This is a genomic window from Paenibacillus sp. FSL H3-0310, assembly GCF_038002785.1.
Taxonomy (GTDB): domain Bacteria; phylum Bacillota; class Bacilli; order Paenibacillales; family Paenibacillaceae; genus Paenibacillus_AQ; species Paenibacillus_AQ odorifer.
On record NZ_JBBODC010000003.1, the window covers coordinates 48376 to 63918 of the forward strand.

At 43.9% G+C, this 15543-nt stretch carries 15 protein-coding genes; 13 read left to right on the forward strand and 2 right to left on the reverse strand.

The window, feature by feature from the left end:
• The first annotated feature begins 394 nt into the window (after positions 1 to 394).
• From MHH63_RS26380 to rplT, 4 genes are all read left to right on the forward strand, one after another.
• Complete coding sequence (locus MHH63_RS26380; protein ID WP_036679513.1) at positions 395 to 1633, forward strand: glycosyltransferase family 2 protein; 1239 nt, start codon at positions 395 to 397, stop codon at positions 1631 to 1633.
• A gap of 280 nt (positions 1634 to 1913) precedes the next feature.
• A complete protein-coding gene (gene infC, locus MHH63_RS26385) occupies positions 1914 to 2411 on the forward strand; it encodes a translation initiation factor IF-3 (RefSeq protein WP_036679510.1) in 498 nt (165 codons plus the stop codon).
• A 60-nt stretch (positions 2412 to 2471) separates the two neighbouring features.
• Complete coding sequence (gene rpmI, locus MHH63_RS26390) at positions 2472 to 2672, forward strand: 50S ribosomal protein L35 (RefSeq protein WP_036679507.1); 201 nt, start codon at positions 2472 to 2474, stop codon at positions 2670 to 2672.
• 31 nt (positions 2673 to 2703) lie between these two features.
• Positions 2704 to 3063 (forward strand): 50S ribosomal protein L20, encoded by a 360-nt coding sequence (rplT, locus tag MHH63_RS26395; RefSeq protein WP_036679505.1) that lies wholly within the window; start codon positions 2704 to 2706, stop codon positions 3061 to 3063.
• Positions 3064 to 3192: 129 nt separating this feature from the next.
• Here rplT and MHH63_RS26400 read toward each other — a convergent pair whose 3' ends face one another.
• Entirely contained in the window at positions 3193 to 3735 is a 543-nt protein-coding gene (locus MHH63_RS26400) for an acyl-CoA thioesterase (RefSeq protein ID WP_051491073.1), read from the reverse strand.
• A gap of 309 nt (positions 3736 to 4044) precedes the next feature.
• Here MHH63_RS26400 and MHH63_RS26405 point away from each other — a divergent pair, with 309 nt between their 5' ends.
• The 5 genes from MHH63_RS26405 (at position 4045) to MHH63_RS26425 (ending at position 9349) form a co-directional block, all read left to right on the forward strand.
• Positions 4045 to 5094 carry a BMP family lipoprotein gene (locus tag MHH63_RS26405; RefSeq protein ID WP_076107271.1) on the forward strand — a complete coding sequence of 350 codons (1050 nt, stop codon included), beginning with the start codon at positions 4045 to 4047 and terminating at the stop codon, positions 5092 to 5094.
• Positions 5095 to 5273: 179 nt separating this feature from the next.
• Positions 5274 to 6812 carry an ABC transporter ATP-binding protein gene (locus MHH63_RS26410; RefSeq protein WP_036679500.1) on the forward strand — a complete coding sequence of 513 codons (1539 nt, stop codon included), beginning with the start codon at positions 5274 to 5276 and terminating at the stop codon, positions 6810 to 6812.
• The gene (locus MHH63_RS26415; RefSeq protein WP_076107269.1) at positions 6805 to 7878 is read left to right on the forward strand and encodes an ABC transporter permease; all 1074 of its coding nucleotides are present in this window, start codon (positions 6805 to 6807) and stop codon (positions 7876 to 7878) included. Before MHH63_RS26410 ends, MHH63_RS26415 begins: the two co-directional genes overlap by 8 nt.
• Complete coding sequence (locus MHH63_RS26420; protein ID WP_036679496.1) at positions 7879 to 8835, forward strand: ABC transporter permease; 957 nt, start codon at positions 7879 to 7881, stop codon at positions 8833 to 8835.
• 184 nt (positions 8836 to 9019) lie between these two features.
• The gene (locus MHH63_RS26425; RefSeq protein WP_076128060.1) at positions 9020 to 9349 is read left to right on the forward strand and encodes a hypothetical protein; all 330 of its coding nucleotides are present in this window, start codon (positions 9020 to 9022) and stop codon (positions 9347 to 9349) included.
• A gap of 22 nt (positions 9350 to 9371) precedes the next feature.
• On the opposite strand, the gene MHH63_RS26430 is transcribed toward MHH63_RS26425, so the two are convergent.
• Positions 9372 to 9818 (reverse strand): GNAT family N-acetyltransferase, encoded by a 447-nt coding sequence (locus MHH63_RS26430; protein WP_036679492.1) that lies wholly within the window; start codon positions 9816 to 9818, stop codon positions 9372 to 9374.
• Positions 9819 to 10409: 591 nt separating this feature from the next.
• Between MHH63_RS26430 and ilvB the strand changes: the two genes are divergently transcribed.
• The 4 genes from ilvB to MHH63_RS26450 all read left to right on the forward strand — a co-directional run bounded on the left by ilvB (position 10410) and on the right by MHH63_RS26450 (position 15451).
• Positions 10410 to 12152 (forward strand): biosynthetic-type acetolactate synthase large subunit, encoded by a 1743-nt coding sequence (gene ilvB, locus MHH63_RS26435; protein ID WP_036679490.1) that lies wholly within the window; start codon positions 10410 to 10412, stop codon positions 12150 to 12152.
• Positions 12149 to 12637 (forward strand): acetolactate synthase small subunit, encoded by a 489-nt coding sequence (ilvN, locus tag MHH63_RS26440; protein WP_170914191.1) that lies wholly within the window; start codon positions 12149 to 12151, stop codon positions 12635 to 12637. Before ilvB ends, ilvN begins: the two co-directional genes overlap by 4 nt.
• 177 nt (positions 12638 to 12814) lie before the next feature.
• Entirely contained in the window at positions 12815 to 13807 is a 993-nt protein-coding gene (ilvC, locus tag MHH63_RS26445) for a ketol-acid reductoisomerase (protein WP_036679485.1), read from the forward strand.
• A 102-nt stretch (positions 13808 to 13909) separates the two neighbouring features.
• The gene (locus MHH63_RS26450) at positions 13910 to 15451 is read left to right on the forward strand and encodes a 2-isopropylmalate synthase (RefSeq protein ID WP_038569217.1); all 1542 of its coding nucleotides are present in this window, start codon (positions 13910 to 13912) and stop codon (positions 15449 to 15451) included.
• The last annotated feature ends 92 nt before the right edge of the window (positions 15452 to 15543 follow it).

Genomic DNA, 15543 nt, shown 5'->3' on the forward strand with positions numbered 1-15543 from the left:
CTCCGCTAGTCCGGCTACCGTTAACAGATGTTAATGCAGTAATCCGTTCTATAGCTTAGATCTGTCTTAATCATACTTTTTAAAGGTAGTTCATTTCAAGGAAAAGCTCAGGTTTACACGAAATTTGCCAGTTTTGACTTAGAGCACTATTACGCTTTACAATGATTCAAGCAGACTAAACCTGTTTAAAAGGGTAAGAGATAAATAAGGATTCAAAAAAAGGAATCCATAGAATTCTTTTAAACAGCATATATAAAAATTGTGAAGTCTGCCGAGAATAAGAATACTCTTGGTCTATTGTTAAGGGATGCAACAAAAGGGTCAGAAAGAACGTCAAGCAAGCTAGAGAGAAAAAAAGAACACCAAGAGTGAAAAAAGGGGGCATCAAAAGGTCATGACAGACGCACTGTTTGTTACGCTCCAAGTGATCTTGGCAGCAATCGCAGTCTATCAGTTTACGTTTTCATTATTCGGACTGCACAGGAAAAAGAAAAAAACGCAGTATAAGCCGGAAAAATCTTTTGCCGTACTTGTTGCCGCACATAACGAGGAAGAAGTTGTCGGCGCATTAATGGAGAATCTGAAGCAGCTTAATTATCCATCAGAACTGTACGATGTATTTGTAATTTGTGACAATTGTACAGACGGTACAGCTCGCATCGTTAGAGAACACGGCATGAACGCTTGTGTCCGCACCAATGCAAATCTGAGAGGTAAAGGCTACGCAATAGAATGGATGCTTAAAGAGCTGTGGGCTATGCCCCGGCAATATGATGCTGTTGTCATGTTCGATGCCGATAACTTGGCGCATACTGAGTTCCTGATGGAGATGAATAATGATCTTTGTTCAGGTGCACGGGTAATCCAAGGTTATATCGACACCAAGAATCCAGAGGATTCCTGGATTACAGCTGCTTATGGTATTTCGTACTGGTATATTAACCGTTTGTGGCAACTTTCACGCCATAATTTAAATATGGCTAACTTCCTTGGCGGAACGGGAATGTGTTTTGAGACCACACTTCTTAAAGAAATGGGCTGGGGAGCTACAAGTTTGGTCGAGGACTTGGAGTTTACGATGCGTAGTGCAGCACATGGTGTATATCCTAAGTTCAATTATGATGCAAAGGTATTTGATGAGAAGCCGTTAACCTTCAAGGCCTCTTCAAGACAGCGTCTGCGTTGGATGCAGGGGCACTTCACTGTTGCTCGCCGTTATTTTTTCCCATTGCTTTGGCAAAGTATTAAAGAACGCAGCTTAACGAAGTTTGACCTCGCGCTTTATGGAGCGAATGTATATATTGTATTGCTCACTTTTTTAATGACGGCGGTAATGTGGGTGGATATGGCGTTCTTTAACGGACCGAATATCGCTAACATTTACGGCAGCTTGCCGATCTGGCTCAGCTTCCTGGCTATTGGCGCCAATCTGGTGACTTTTGGTATTGCGATGGCATTGGAGAAGGTTACGTTCAAGAAAGTATATGCTTATCTTGTATTCTTCCCGATCTACTTGATCTCGTGGTATCCGATTACGTTCTATGCGTTCTTCACGCAGAACAATAAGCAATGGAGCCATACCAAGCATACTCGCGTAGTACGACTTGAAGAAGTACAAAGTAAGCAGGTATAAAATTCACGAAATTTCTGCATAAAAGGATTGACACCCCAAATAGTGTGGTGTATAGTATTCAAGTACGCAAATCATAGGGATTGCAAGAAGAAGCACCTGCTTCTCACCTGACTGGCATATTCGCCGGCTGGTTTTGATCTCAATGCTTTATGAATGTTAATGTTCATGAACGTTGATCAAACACGGGGTGTCGGGTGTTACCGGCACCCCTTTTTTATGGAGTTACGTGAGAATAGTTGTTAAAAAGATCCGGAGGTGGAGAGTTATCAGTAAGGAACATATGATCAATGATGAAATTCGGGCCAAAGAGGTACGGTTGGTTGGTGCGGAAGGTGAGCAAATCGGAATTAAACCGATCCGCGAAGCGCTGCAAATGGCGATCGATCTTAATCTGGATCTAGTCAATGTAGCACCACAGGCTAAGCCGCCGGTATGCCGCATCATGGATTACGGCAAGTTCCGTTATGAAACGCAGAAGAAAGAGAAGGAAGCGCGTAAAAACCAGAAGGTCGTTGATATCAAGGAAGTCTGGTTCCGTGCTAACATTGAGGAACATGATTATCAAACTAAGTTCCGCAATGTGATCAAGTTCTTGGGTGAGGGCGATAAAGTGAAGTGCTCCGTACGTTTCCGCGGACGTGAGATTACACACGCGAATATCGGCCAAAAAATCCTCGAACGAGTGAAGAACGAAGTGGCTGATATATCTGTTGTTGAGCGCCAGCCAAAGCTGGAAGGCCGCAGCATGATTATGATTTTGGCTCCTAAAGCTCAATAAATCTGGAGTCACTTGCTTATCTGCAATTTGGCGCCGCATAATATTCAAGGAGGAAACACCATGCCTAAGATGAAAACACACAGCAGCCTGAAAGGCCGCTTCAAAATTACCGGAACTGGTAAAGTAACACGTTACAAAGCTCACAAAAACCACTTGCTGTCCCACAAATCTAAACGCGCTAAGCGCGTTCTGAACGGAAATCCAGTAATGGCCCCTGGGGATGTAAGACGTTTGAAACAAGGATTGGCTAACTTGAAATAGTTTATTACACATTTTTGGGAGGTTTATTAATATGGCAAGAGTTAAGGGCGGATTTGTAGTTCGTCGTAAACATAAAAAAGTGTTGAAATTGGCAAAAGGTTATTTCGGTTCTAAACACCGTATTTTTAAAACAGCTAAAGAACAAGTAATGAAATCGATGGTTTACGCTTACCGCGACCGTCGTCAAACTAAACGTAACTTCCGCAGACTGTGGATCGTTCGTATTAATGCAGCAGCTCGTTTGAACGGTCTTTCTTACAGCAAGCTTGTATACGGCCTGAAATTGGCTGGTGTAGAAGTTAACCGTAAAATGCTGGCTGATCTGGCTGTGAATGATCTTAACGCATTCAACTCCTTAGCTGGTATTGCTAAAGAGAAAATCAACGCGTAAGTGTTGTAATATAACCGAAAAGCACCGCCTGCGGGTTGCCCATGCAGCGGTGCTTTTTTGTGCGGTAAGATAGGGATGAAGCAGCGTTGAAATTCCCTACATAAAAGAAAAAGCTCTGCATCTGCAGAGCTATTCCCAGTACTTTATGGTGTTTAATTGAGCGGCGAGTTTTTTGCTGATATTGCGGCGAACTTTTCGTAGCTCGGAACGTTCATTAGCAGATTCGTTGATCAGCTTCTCTTCGTCTGTCTCTGGGATGATAGCTGGAACCGGAGTAGGTGTGCCATCCTCTTCGACTGCGACAAAGGTTAGAAATGAAGTAGCAGCGACAGCGCGCTCTCCAGTATATAGATTTTCTGAAATGATCTTCACAAACACCTCTATGCTTGTCCGTCCGGTCCAGGAGACGAAGGATTCAAAGCATACGGAGTCCGTAGGGCGAATGGGTCTCAAGAAGTCTACAGAGTCTGTAGAGGCTGTGACGACGTTAGTTCGACAATGGCGCATAGCTGAAATGGAGGCTACTTCATCAATGCCGCTCATAAGCTTGCCACCGAATAATGTTTTGTGATTATTGACATCATTAGGGAAAACGCGTCCGGTTTTGAAGACACGGGATTCACGGCAATATTTGAAGGCCGGTGTTGTTTGTGGATTTATTTCTTCGGTCATGATCTGATAACTTCCTTTCAGTGCAATTACTAAGGAATCATAATAATAGAAAACACTTAAGTGTGCAATAATATTTGTAATGTGTTGGAATACTATACAGAGTAAAATCAGGGTTTCTGACATTAACCAGACATAACTGTAACATGCTATGTCATGGAAAGCGGTTACTTGCTAAAAAGTGCAAATTATTATTGACCTGAGGTCATTTATGCACTGGATTTTAGATTTTATTGCAGTTATAATTTGAACTAATGGAATGTCCAAGCAGAACACAGAAGACATCCAATATTTTAAGGGGGATTACATTCAATGAAAAAAGGTTTAAAGCTATCTCTTGCAATGTTGCTGTCTCTTACAGTCGTTTTGACAGGCTGTGGAAACAACAATAACAACGCCGCTAAAGGTGAAACTAATGCAGGAACCAATGCAGGAACAAACGCACCTAAATCCGATTTCAAATTTGGTATGGTTACTGACATTGGTGGCGTAAACGATAAATCGTTTAACCAATCCGCATGGGAAGCATTGCAAGCTCTTGAAAAAGAAACAGGTAGTGGCGTTAAGTACTTGCAAAGTAAATCAAATGCTGACTATGAGCCAAACCTTAACTCCTTCGTTAAAGATGGATACAACTTGACTTGGGGTATTGGTTTTGATCTTGGCGACGCAATTAAAAAAGTAGCTACTGAGAACCCAAATGCTAACTTGGCTATCATTGATAGCGTAGTTGAAGCTCCTAACGTAGCTTCCGTTACTTTCTCCGAAAATGAAGGTTCCTTCTTGGTTGGTGTGGTTGCTGGTCTGACTACAAAAACTAACAAAGTTGCATTCATCGGTGGTCTGGAAAGCCCTGTAATCAAACGTTTTGAAGCTGGCTTTAAAGCTGGTGTAGCAGCAGTTAACCCTTCAGCTAAAGTAACACCTACTTATGCTGGTGGTTATGACAAACCAGACGTTGGTAAATCTCTTGCGGCTACATTGTATAACGACGGAAACGACATTATCTTCCCTGCTGCTGGACAAACAGGGAATGGCGTATTCAACGAAGCTAAAGCTCGTAACAAAGCAGGCGGTACTAAAGTATGGGTTATTGGTGTAGATAAAGACCAATCCATCGAGTTTGGTACTGACGTTACTTTGACTTCCATGATCAAACGTGTAGACGAAGCTGTTCTTAAAGTTTCTAAAGAAGTAATTGACGGTACGTTCAAGGGTGGTACTACAACCGTTCTTGGTCTGAAAGATAATGGTGTAGGTATTTCTGATACTAAGGACAACGTTTCTGAAGAGATCCTAGCTAAAGTTGAAGAATACAAAAAACAAATCATTGATGGAACAATCACTGTTCCTTCCGAGTAATAGTTAGTCTCCATTTATTGCATTACAATAAGGATCAAAGAATAAGGCCGGTGTTGTGCTGGCCTTATTCCTTGTTAAAGCACTGGTTATGATAAGAGGAACATAGATATACCGCCTTACAAAGGGCGGTACATCCGTGTCTATAAGGTAGTTATATATTCTGTGATGAGGGTGATTCCATGAGTGCTGCGGCTCCTGTCGTAGAGTTGAAGCAAATCACAAAACGCTTTCCCGGTATTGTTGCTAACGATTCCATTAGCTTGACGCTTAAAAAGGGTGAAATCCTTGCATTGCTTGGTGAGAATGGTGCAGGCAAGTCCACTTTAATGAACATTGTATTTGGATTGTATCAACCGGATGAAGGCAGTATTGAAATCGACGGGAAACCGGTTATTATTGATAACCCCAATAAAGCTATTGAGCTTGGTATTGGTATGGTTCATCAGCATTTCAAGCTTGTGGAGCCTTTTACGGTGACCGAGAATATTGTTCTTGGGATGGAGCCGAAAAAAGGTCTTAAAATTGACTATAAATCCGCTGCGGAACAGGTTCGGAAGCTATCGGAGCAATATGGCCTGCAAGTGAATCCAAATGCCGTTATTCATGACATTTCGGTAGGTATGCAGCAAAGGGTAGAAATTATGAAGACCCTGTACCGTGGAGCGGATATTCTCATATTTGATGAGCCGACCGCAGTACTTACGCCTCAAGAAATTACGGAACTCATGGCGATTATGAAGCGGCTTGTTGCAGAGGGAAAATCCATTATTTTGATCACGCATAAGCTTAAAGAAATCATGCAAATATCTGATCGGGTCACCATTATTAGACGTGGGAAAGTAATTGATACTGTGAATACCGCAGAGACCAATCCTAATGAGCTAGCTGAAAAAATGGTTGGGCGTGGCGTAACTTTTAAAGTGGACAAGAAAGCTCCTGAGGTTGGCCAATCTGTACTCAAACTGAAGGATGTCAGCAGTAAGAGTAAAGACGGGGTCTCCGTACTGGATGGTCTTAGCTTTGAAGTTAAAGCAGGGGAAATTCTCGGGATTGCTGGCGTAGATGGCAATGGACAAAGTGAGTTGATCCAGGCCATTACAGGTCTGCGCAAAATTGATTCGGGTTCGATAACCGTTTCTGGCAATGAAATTGCTAATTTATCACCGCGGAAGGTTTCAGAGATGAATGTCTCTCATATTCCTGAGGACCGCCACAAGCATGGATTAGTGCTTGATTTCACCATGAGTGAGAATATGGTTTTGGAAACCTATTATAAGAGTCCTTACAACAAAAATGGCTTTTTGCAAAATGATGTCATTGATAAGTACGCAGCGAAGCTTATAGAGCAATTTGATGTACGTACACCTTCAATAGAGACCAAAGCCCGTTCTTTATCCGGCGGAAATCAACAGAAAGCGATTATTGCGCGGGAAATAGATAAAAATCCGACATTGTTAATTGCCGCACAACCTACACGCGGTTTAGATGTTGGGGCTATCGAATTTGTTCAGAAGCAACTCATAGCTCAGCGTGATCAAGGAAAGGCTGTTCTACTTATTTCCTTTGAATTGGACGAGATTATGAACGTCTCTGACAGAATCGCTGTTATCTATGAAGGGAAAATTGTCGGTGAAGTGTTCCCGCAAGATACGAATGATCAGGAACTGGGTCTTATGATGGCAGGCAGCTTGCAGCGGGGAGGTAAGGCAGTTGAATAAGTTCAAAAAAATCTTCACAACTGACAGCTACATCGTTCCTCTGGTTGCCATCGTGCTTGGTTTTCTTGTGGGAGCAATAGTTATGCTTCTGGGCGGTTATGATCCGATAACTGCTTACTCCGCACTGTTCAAACGGGTGTTTGGTAATTTGTATAACTTTGGTGAAGCTGTGCGCGAAATGACACCATTAATGCTTACAGGGCTAGCCGTAGCTTTCGCATTCCGTTCAGGGATGTTTAATATCGGGGCAGATGGCCAAGTAATGATTGGTATGACAGCGGCAACAGTGGTGGGTATTAAGATGGCAGGTCTGCCATCCTTCCTGCTTGTCCCGCTTGCTGTAATTATTGCGGGTGTCTGTGGTGGTTTATGGGCAGGGATTGCCGGTTATTTGAAAGCAAAACGTGGGATTAACGAAGTTATTACCACAATCATGTTAAACTGGATTGCTCTTTACCTGTCGAATTATATCGTTAGAAACTTTTTGTTGCTTCCAGGACAAAATCGTTCCGAGGATATTCCGGCCTCGCTTTCCATGACCTTTTTGAATTCGATATTTGATAATGCACGTCTACACTGGGGTACAGCTATTGCTCTTGCTGCAGCGGTATTCTTCTATGTGTACTTATGGAAGACCAAGCAGGGCTACGAAATGCGTGCAGTTGGTTACAATCCACATGCTGCCGAATATGCAGGGATGAATGTTGGACGTAACGTTATGAAGGCAATGTTCATAAGTGGTGTATTCGCCGGTCTGGCCGGAGCAGGAGAGGTGCTTGGTGTATTCCATTATCAAGCTATTTTCGCGGCATCGCCAGGATATGGATTTGATGGTATCGCTGTTGCTCTTCTTGGTTTAACACATCCACTTGGTGTTATTCTGGCTGCGATTCTCTACGGTACGCTGACTTATGGTTCTGCGGGTATGAGTTTTGCTGCAGATGTTCCACCAGAGCTTATTCGTATCGTTATTGGTTCAATCATATTCTTTATTGCGGCACAAGGGATTGTGCGCTGGGTGCTTAAGCCCTTTTACTTCAAGCGCAAGAAAGAGAAGGTGTTATAGATGGATCTGCAGACGTTAGGTCAACTGCTTAATACAACGCTTGTTTTTTCCACAGCGCTCATTTTTGCCTCACTTGGCGGCATCTTCTCTGAACGTTCCGGTGTCGTAAACATTGGACTTGAAGGTTTGATGATGTTTGGTGCCTTTGCGGCAGCAGTAGGCGGTTATTATGCTCAGGACGCTGGAATGGGCGAATGGGCTCCTTGGGTTGGTGTACTCTGTGCTATAGCTGTTGGTGTGCTAGGCTCACTAATTCATGCGGTTGCATCTATAACCTTTAAATCTGATCAGACGATTAGTGGTACGGTTATTAACTTTTTAGCTGCAGGAAGCACGCTCTATATGGTAAAGCTCCTGTTTGATGGATCTGCTGAAACTCCGATCATTGATGGGTTTAGCAAGGTTGCAATTCCTGGGCTCTCCAAAATCCCAGTGATTGGTGAAGGGATTTTTAATTCCTATCCTACAACTTATCTGGCCATAATACTGGTCATCGTTATTTATTTGGTTCTGTTTAAGACGCCATTTGGATTGCGTTTGCGTGCAGTAGGTGAGCATCCAAGTGCTGCAGATACACTGGGTGTAAAAGTTAATCGGATGAGATATATCGGTGTAATGTTGAGTGGATTGATGGCGGGTATTGGTGGAGCTACAATCACTTTAACAACAACCGGAACCTTTGGACATAATACAATCTCTGGTCAAGGTTTTATCGCCATTGCAGCGATGATCTTTGGGAAATGGAATCCACTTGGTGCCTTTGGTGCAGCGGTATTCTTCGGATTCTCCCAAGCGATTCGCAACTATGTTCAATTGTATGAGTGGTCACAAAATATTCCTCAAGAGTTTATCTTTATGATCCCTTATGTACTGACTATCATCGTGCTGGTAGGGGCTGTAGGCCGATCCTCTGCTCCTAAGGCATTAGGACAGCCATACGATCCTGGTAAGCGATAGAAATGTAACTTTTCAAAGCCGTATTTCCGGTCTTTTCCCGGAAATACGGCTTTTTTATTAGGATCAGCAAGGATAAACATTGAGGCAGGAGGGCAAGTGTACAGGCGAAGGTCCTTTCCATCGAATAGACTGTTTTGTAGATGATGCAAATGAGAGGCGTACAAAACATTTAGGAGGGGATCATATGACTAAGCCAGTTACGAAGAAGCAGGTTATGAGACTCGTGGGTAAGCAGATCATTGCAGTAAAAAAGGACGGTACTCAGGTGACAGGGAAACTGCTTCGTGTATCCGGAAATCGTCTGATATTACAACGCGTAAGTGGTAAAAAAGTACAAACCAAAGCAATCATTCCTTTAGTGTTGTTTGATTTGCTAGCTATTGGTACAGCACCTTATGCTTTTGGTGGTGGCTATGGCGGTGGAGCTCCTTATGGCGGAGGTCCTGGCTATGGTAATCCTTATGGAGGTTACGGGTACGGAGGCACACCCTATCCACCTTTCGGATTCTTTTAAGTTCAGTTGAAATTCGATTTAACTAGATGAACCTTTTCTCCAATTCGTAACAGAAGCTTAGGGATTGATAACGGGCTACGCTGTAGCCCAATTTTTGATAAAAGGCAAGAGCTGCTGTGTTTCCTAAATCGACGGATACCTTAGCCCGATGACATCCGCGTGATAGTGCAAATCGTTCTGCTCGATCCATGAGCATATTCCCCAAGTGTTTGCGCCGTGCTGCGGGTGCTATGGCTAACATATCGATATAAAGTAAATCACCATGCAGCAGGAAATGGACAAACCCCATTGGATCACTCTCATAGTCGGGACAGGCGACTAAGGTGATACCGTGTCCCAGACGACGGGGGATATCTTTTTTGATTTTGGCAATTTCAGTCTTTGGTAAATGAGATAATGGTACAAGCTGTCGCTCGATTAAATCAAGGATAATGACGTCATCCTGCTTGGGTCGACGATAACGGATCATAGAGCGCCCCCTTTCTACGCATTGTCGTACATCATATGTCGGGAGCGTGGTGGGGGTTCCCAGCACGTAGAAGTAGGAGTTGTGACAATATTAAAAATAAGGGTATTGACTTATCCATGTTAGGAATCATATAATGTGTCTAAACATTTTATCGAACATACATGTATCGGCAATGATGAGGACGAAGTTTTAAGGGCTCTTTTGCTCAGAGAGTGTGAGGATCTGCTGCAACCTCCACCGAAATCCCTTATATACGAGCTCACCTCGGAGCTGTTTTCCTGAAAGGTCCACTGGCTAGAGTGGTGGAATTATTAGGGGAAATCGTTTAGTCCGCGTTAGGGACTTCAGGTTACAGAGATTAGGGCCCTTGCCTACATCGATGGATTTTTGTATACCTGATAAGGCGTTGCATCGCGAGATGTAATGCAAACATGGGTGGTACCACGGAAGATCAACCTTTCGTCCCTCACGCGCTAATACTGTGCGTGGGAGGCGAAAGGTTTTTTTGTTTTATAAGGAACCATTTGCTGATGTATAAAGGACGGTCCGTCATTTGCATAATGAATGTTAAATATCGGAGGAGGAATACTGATGAGCGCGCAAATACCGGAATTACGGTCTACTGAGCAGTTAAAAGAAAAATGGATGGAGCCGGAGGTCATTTCCGGTTCCGAGATATTACTCCGCAGCCTTGTATTAGAAGGTGTAGACACTGTATTCGGATATCCGGGTGGAGCTGTACTGTACATCTATGATGCATTGTACGGTTTTACGGATTTCAATCACGTGTTAACACGTCATGAGCAAGGTGCTATTCATGCAGCTGACGGTTACGCTAGAGCAAGTGGCAAACCAGGGGTATGTATAGCTACCTCAGGTCCCGGAGCAACGAATCTTGTAACAGGTATTGCTACAGCATATATGGACTCCACTCCATTGGTTGTAATCACAGGTAACGTATTCTCCAGCCTGATCGGTACAGATGCTTTCCAGGAAGCAGACATTACCGGGATAACGATGCCAATCACTAAGCATAGCTACTTTGTAAGAGATGTTGAGGATCTCCCCCGTGTTATACATGAAGCTTTTCATGTGGCGAATACCGGTCGTAAAGGTCCAGTGTTGATCGATATTCCGAAAGACGTGTCAGCAGCGAAGACGTTGTTCACACCAGTGAAAACAGTGAATCTTCGGGGCTACAATCCTTGTACAGTTCCAAACAAACTGCAGCTTGATAAATTGGTTCGTGCGATTGCGGTTGCTGAACGTCCGATCATCATTGCAGGTGGTGGAGTTATTTACTCCGGAGCACATGAAGCTATGTTCGAATTCGTGAAACGGACAGAGATTCCAATTACTACAACCTTGCTGGGTCTCGGAGCTTTCCCTAGTGCAGAAGAACTTTGGATGGGAATGCCGGGTATGCATGGTACGTATACCGCGAATAATGCGATCCAACAGTGCGATTTGCTCATTAATATCGGTGCACGTTTTGATGACCGTGTTACTGGCAGACTGGACGGCTTCGCGCCAAAAGCCAAAATCGTGCATATCGATATCGATCCTGCAGAAATCGGGAAAAATGTATCGCCTGATATTCCGATTGTAGGCGATGTGAAAACGGTATTGGAAATGCTGAATCCTGAGGTTGGCCGCGCATCTAATGCTGATGCTTGGAGAACACAGATTGCTCAGTGGAAGCTAGATCAGCCGCTTCGGTATAAGGATTCAGAAACAGAGCTTAAACCACAATGGGTGATTGAAATGATCAATGACACCACTAAAGGTGAAGCGATTGTTACAACGGATGTTGGTCAGCATCAAATGTGGGCTGCACAATACTATAAGTTCAATCATCCGCGTTCATGGATTACTTCAGGCGGTCTTGGAACGATGGGCTTCGGATTCCCGTCAGCTATCGGTGCACAGATGGCACATCCTGAACGGTTGGTAGTATCGATTAATGGTGATGGCGGCATGCAAATGTGTTCCCAAGAGCTAGCGATATGTGCGATTAACAATATACCAGTCAAAATTGTAGTAATTAACAATCAGGTGCTTGGCATGGTTCGCCAATGGCAGAATCTTATCTATGATAAACGTTACAGCTTTACAGACCTCGCAGGCAGTCCGGACTTCGTTAAGCTGGCTGAGGCCTATGGTGTAAAAGGTCTACGGGCGACGAATAAGGAAGAAGCACGTGATGCATGGCAGAAAGCACTGGAAACACCGGGTCCAGTATTGGTAGAATTCGTTGTTCCAAAAGACGAGAATGTCTACCCGATGGTAACTCAAGGTTCAACCATCGATCATATGCTGATGGGGGATGAATAACAGTGACAAGACATACGATTTCTGTACTCGTAAATGACCAGCCGGGTGTGCTTCAACGGGTGTCGGGTTTGTTCGGTCGCCGCGGATTTAATATTGAGAGTATAACGGTTGGCCAGTCTGAAGAGGTTGGATTGTCCCGGATGGTTATCGTTACTCTTGGAGACCAGCATACGCTTGAACAAATCGAGAAGCAGCTCTACAAGTTAATTGATGTAATTAAAGTCGTTGATCTTGGATCTAAGCCCATGGTTGCTCGTGAGCTGGCTCTGATTAAAGTGAATGCTGATCCAAGTGAGCGTCCGGAAATTATGGGCGTTGTAGAAACCTTCCGGGCTTCAGTTGTTGATATTGGTAGCACTACATTGTTAGTACAGGTAGTTGGAGATACAGTGAAGATTGATGCGATGATCGAGCTTTTGAAACCTTATGGAATCAGAGAACTGTCTCGCACGGGTATTACGGCTATGGTACGCGGTAACTCTTAAATATTTTATTTTGCGACTTTAACGGATTACTGCTTGATTGCATTAATCTGATATGATATGAATGAACTTCCCGCTAAAGAGCGGGAGCTTGAGGAGCAGCTAGATCTTCTATGATTCCAGTTCTCTTGAGGCACCCGCTCTTTATGATGGGTCTCAAATTAAAGGAGGATATTGACAATGGCAGTTACAACGTACTATGAACAGGATGCAGAACTTAGTGTATTAAAAGGAAAGACAATTGCGGTAATCGGGTACGGTAGCCAAGGACATGCCCAAGCACAAAACCTGCGTGACAGTGGTCTTCAAGTTGTCATCGGTCTTCGTGAAGGTAAATCTTTTGAAACTGCGAAAAATGACGGTTTTGAAGTATTGCCAGTAGCTGAAGCAGTATCCCGTGCAGATGTTGTGCAAATCCTAATGCCAGATGAAACACAGGCTTCGGTATATAAAAATGAAGTAGAACCAAACCTTAAAAAAGGCGCAGCTTTGATGTTCTCCCACGGCTTTAACGTACACTTTGGACAAATCGTTGCTCCTAAAGATGCAGACGTGCTGCTTGTAGCACCAAAATCTCCAGGTCACATGGTTCGTCGTACTTATGTTGAAGGCTTTGGCGTTCCTGGCTTGATTGCTATCGAACAAGATGCAACTGGAAAAGCTAAAGAAATCGGTCTTGCTTATGCAAAAGGTATCGGCTGTACACGCGCAGGGGTTATCGAAACTTCCTTCCGTGAAGAAACCGAAACTGACTTGTTCGGTGAACAAGCTGTACTTTGCGGTGGTGTATCCGCACTGATCAAAGCTGGCTTCGAAACATTGACAGAAGCAGGATATGCTCCTGAGATGGCTTACTTCGAATGTCTGCACGAATTGAAGCTGATCGTTGACATGGTATACGAAGGCGGATTGTCCAGCATGCGCGATTCTATCAGTAACACTGCTGAGTACGGTGACTATGTAACTGGACCACGTATTGTAACTGAAGATACTAAAAAAGCTATGAAAGCTGTTCTGACAGATATTCAAGAAGGTAAATTCGCTCGTGACTTTATCCTTGAGAACCAATCCGGACGTGCTTTCCTTACCGCTACTCGCCGCAACGAAGCTGCTCACCCAGTAGAAGTTGTAGGTAGCCAATTGCGTGAAATGATGCACTGGATTAAGAAATAATCATAATCATACTTATGATTAAATAGTATTACCTTCAAATGCGGCCGTGACTTTGCGAGCCGCATTTGAGAGTTTCAGCACAATTTTTGGGAGGTGCTTAGCATGCGGAAAATTTATGTGTTCGATACGACACTGCGAGATGGAGAGCAGTCACCAGGTGTGAACCTCAACACGCGTGAGAAAGTGGAGATCGCTTACCAGTTAGAGAAGCTGGGAATTGATCGCATGGAAGCGGGTTTTCCTGCAGCTTCTCCAGGTGATCTAGCTTCTGTTAATGCGGTGGCAAGAGCTGTGAAGAACGTCACGGTAATCGGCCTTTCTCGTTCTAGAGAGACAGATATTGATGCTGTAAAAGAAGCACTACAGGGAGCGCAGGACCCTTGTATTCATATTTTTCTGGCTACATCTCCTATTCACCGCCAGCATAAGCTACGGATGGATAAGGCTCAGGTGCTGGAAACTGCACAGTCTGCTATCCGATACGCTAAAAAATATTTCCCTAAGCTCGAGTTTTCATTAGAAGACGCGGGCCGTACGGAGTATGATTTCATGGCTGAAATGGTCGGCATGGCTATCCGGGAAGGCGCTAATGTTGTTAATATCCCGGATACTGTAGGTTATTTGAATCCTTCGGAGTACGGAGCTATCTTTAAATATCTAAAAGAGAATGTGCCTGATATTGAACGCGTACAGCTTAGTGCCCATTGTCATAACGATCTTGGTATGGCTACAGCAAATACGTTGGCTGCGATTCAGAATGGTGCAGATCAGATCGAAGGAACGATCAACGGTATCGGTGAACGTGCCGGGAACACAGCGATTGAAGAAGTTGCGCTAGCGCTTGAGACACGGGCTGAATTTTTTGGTGCAAAAACATCGCTTACGTTATCTGAGATCTCTCGCACAAGCCGTCTGGTCAGCAAGCTTACAGGTATGGTGGTTCCAGGGAATAAAGCGATTGTAGGAGCTAACGCATTTGCTCATGAATCGGGTATTCACCAGGACGGGATGCTAAAAGAGAAAACTACCTACGAGATCATGACACCGGAGACTATTGGACTTAAAGAGAGCAAGCTGGTACTCGGCAAACACTCTGGACGGCACGCTTTCCGCGATAAGTTGAGTGATCTTGGGTATGATTTGTCCGAAGAAGAGCTGAACACCGCTTTTTCTAGATTTAAGGATTTGGCAGATAAGAAAAAAGAAGTATCAGATGAAGACATTTTGGCTTTGATTGAAGAGAAATTAATTGATACGCCAGAAGTCTTTAAGCTGCAAACGATGTTCGTTACTTATGGTAATGAAGCTGTTCCAACCGCCAAGGTTATTATTGCGGGTCCGGAAGACCAGCCGATTGTAGCTGAGGCCGAAGGTAATGGTTCAGTAGATGCCATCTACAATGCTATTGATAAAGCCACGAATGAGGAAGTTACCCTTGGAGATTATTCGATTAAATCGGTCTCCCGTGGTAAAGATGCGCAGGGTGAGGTTCATGTGGTGCTTTCGCAGGGAGAAGTAGCTGCACAAGGCCGTGGACTTAGCACCGATATTCTAGAAGCAAGTGCCCGCGCTTATATTGATGCGCTGAACAAGCTTCTGGAGAAGCGTAAGACTTACACCAAACGTGATCACGCTAGTCTATAAGATGTACAATGTTATTTTTATTTTCCACTAAGTAGTAAATACGACAGGGATATGCGAGTTATTGCGCATATCCCTGTTTTTTTTTGCAATAA

What these genes read in the sequence shown, in the direction of transcription:
- MHH63_RS26430 (WP_036679492.1), bottom strand. Translation starts at nt 9,818, where the DNA reads ATGATCCGTTATCGTCGACCCAAGCAGGATGACGTCATTATCCTTGAT.
- MHH63_RS26400 (WP_051491073.1), bottom strand. Translation starts at nt 3,735, where the DNA reads ATGACCGAAGAAATAAATCCACAAACAACACCGGCCTTCAAATATTGC.
- MHH63_RS26420 (WP_036679496.1), top strand. Translation starts at nt 7,879, where the DNA reads ATGGATCTGCAGACGTTAGGTCAACTGCTTAATACAACGCTTGTTTTT.
- MHH63_RS26425 (WP_076128060.1), top strand. Translation starts at nt 9,020, where the DNA reads ATGACTAAGCCAGTTACGAAGAAGCAGGTTATGAGACTCGTGGGTAAG.
- rpmI (WP_036679507.1), top strand. Translation starts at nt 2,472, where the DNA reads ATGCCTAAGATGAAAACACACAGCAGCCTGAAAGGCCGCTTCAAAATT.
- infC (WP_036679510.1), top strand. Translation starts at nt 1,914, where the DNA reads ATGATCAATGATGAAATTCGGGCCAAAGAGGTACGGTTGGTTGGTGCG.
- MHH63_RS26410 (WP_036679500.1), top strand. Translation starts at nt 5,274, where the DNA reads ATGAGTGCTGCGGCTCCTGTCGTAGAGTTGAAGCAAATCACAAAACGC.
- ilvC (WP_036679485.1), top strand. Translation starts at nt 12,815, where the DNA reads ATGGCAGTTACAACGTACTATGAACAGGATGCAGAACTTAGTGTATTA.
- MHH63_RS26380 (WP_036679513.1), top strand. Translation starts at nt 395, where the DNA reads ATGACAGACGCACTGTTTGTTACGCTCCAAGTGATCTTGGCAGCAATC.
- MHH63_RS26405 (WP_076107271.1), top strand. Translation starts at nt 4,045, where the DNA reads ATGAAAAAAGGTTTAAAGCTATCTCTTGCAATGTTGCTGTCTCTTACA.
- MHH63_RS26450 (WP_038569217.1), top strand. Translation starts at nt 13,910, where the DNA reads ATGCGGAAAATTTATGTGTTCGATACGACACTGCGAGATGGAGAGCAG.
- rplT (WP_036679505.1), top strand. Translation starts at nt 2,704, where the DNA reads ATGGCAAGAGTTAAGGGCGGATTTGTAGTTCGTCGTAAACATAAAAAA.
- ilvB (WP_036679490.1), top strand. Translation starts at nt 10,410, where the DNA reads ATGAGCGCGCAAATACCGGAATTACGGTCTACTGAGCAGTTAAAAGAA.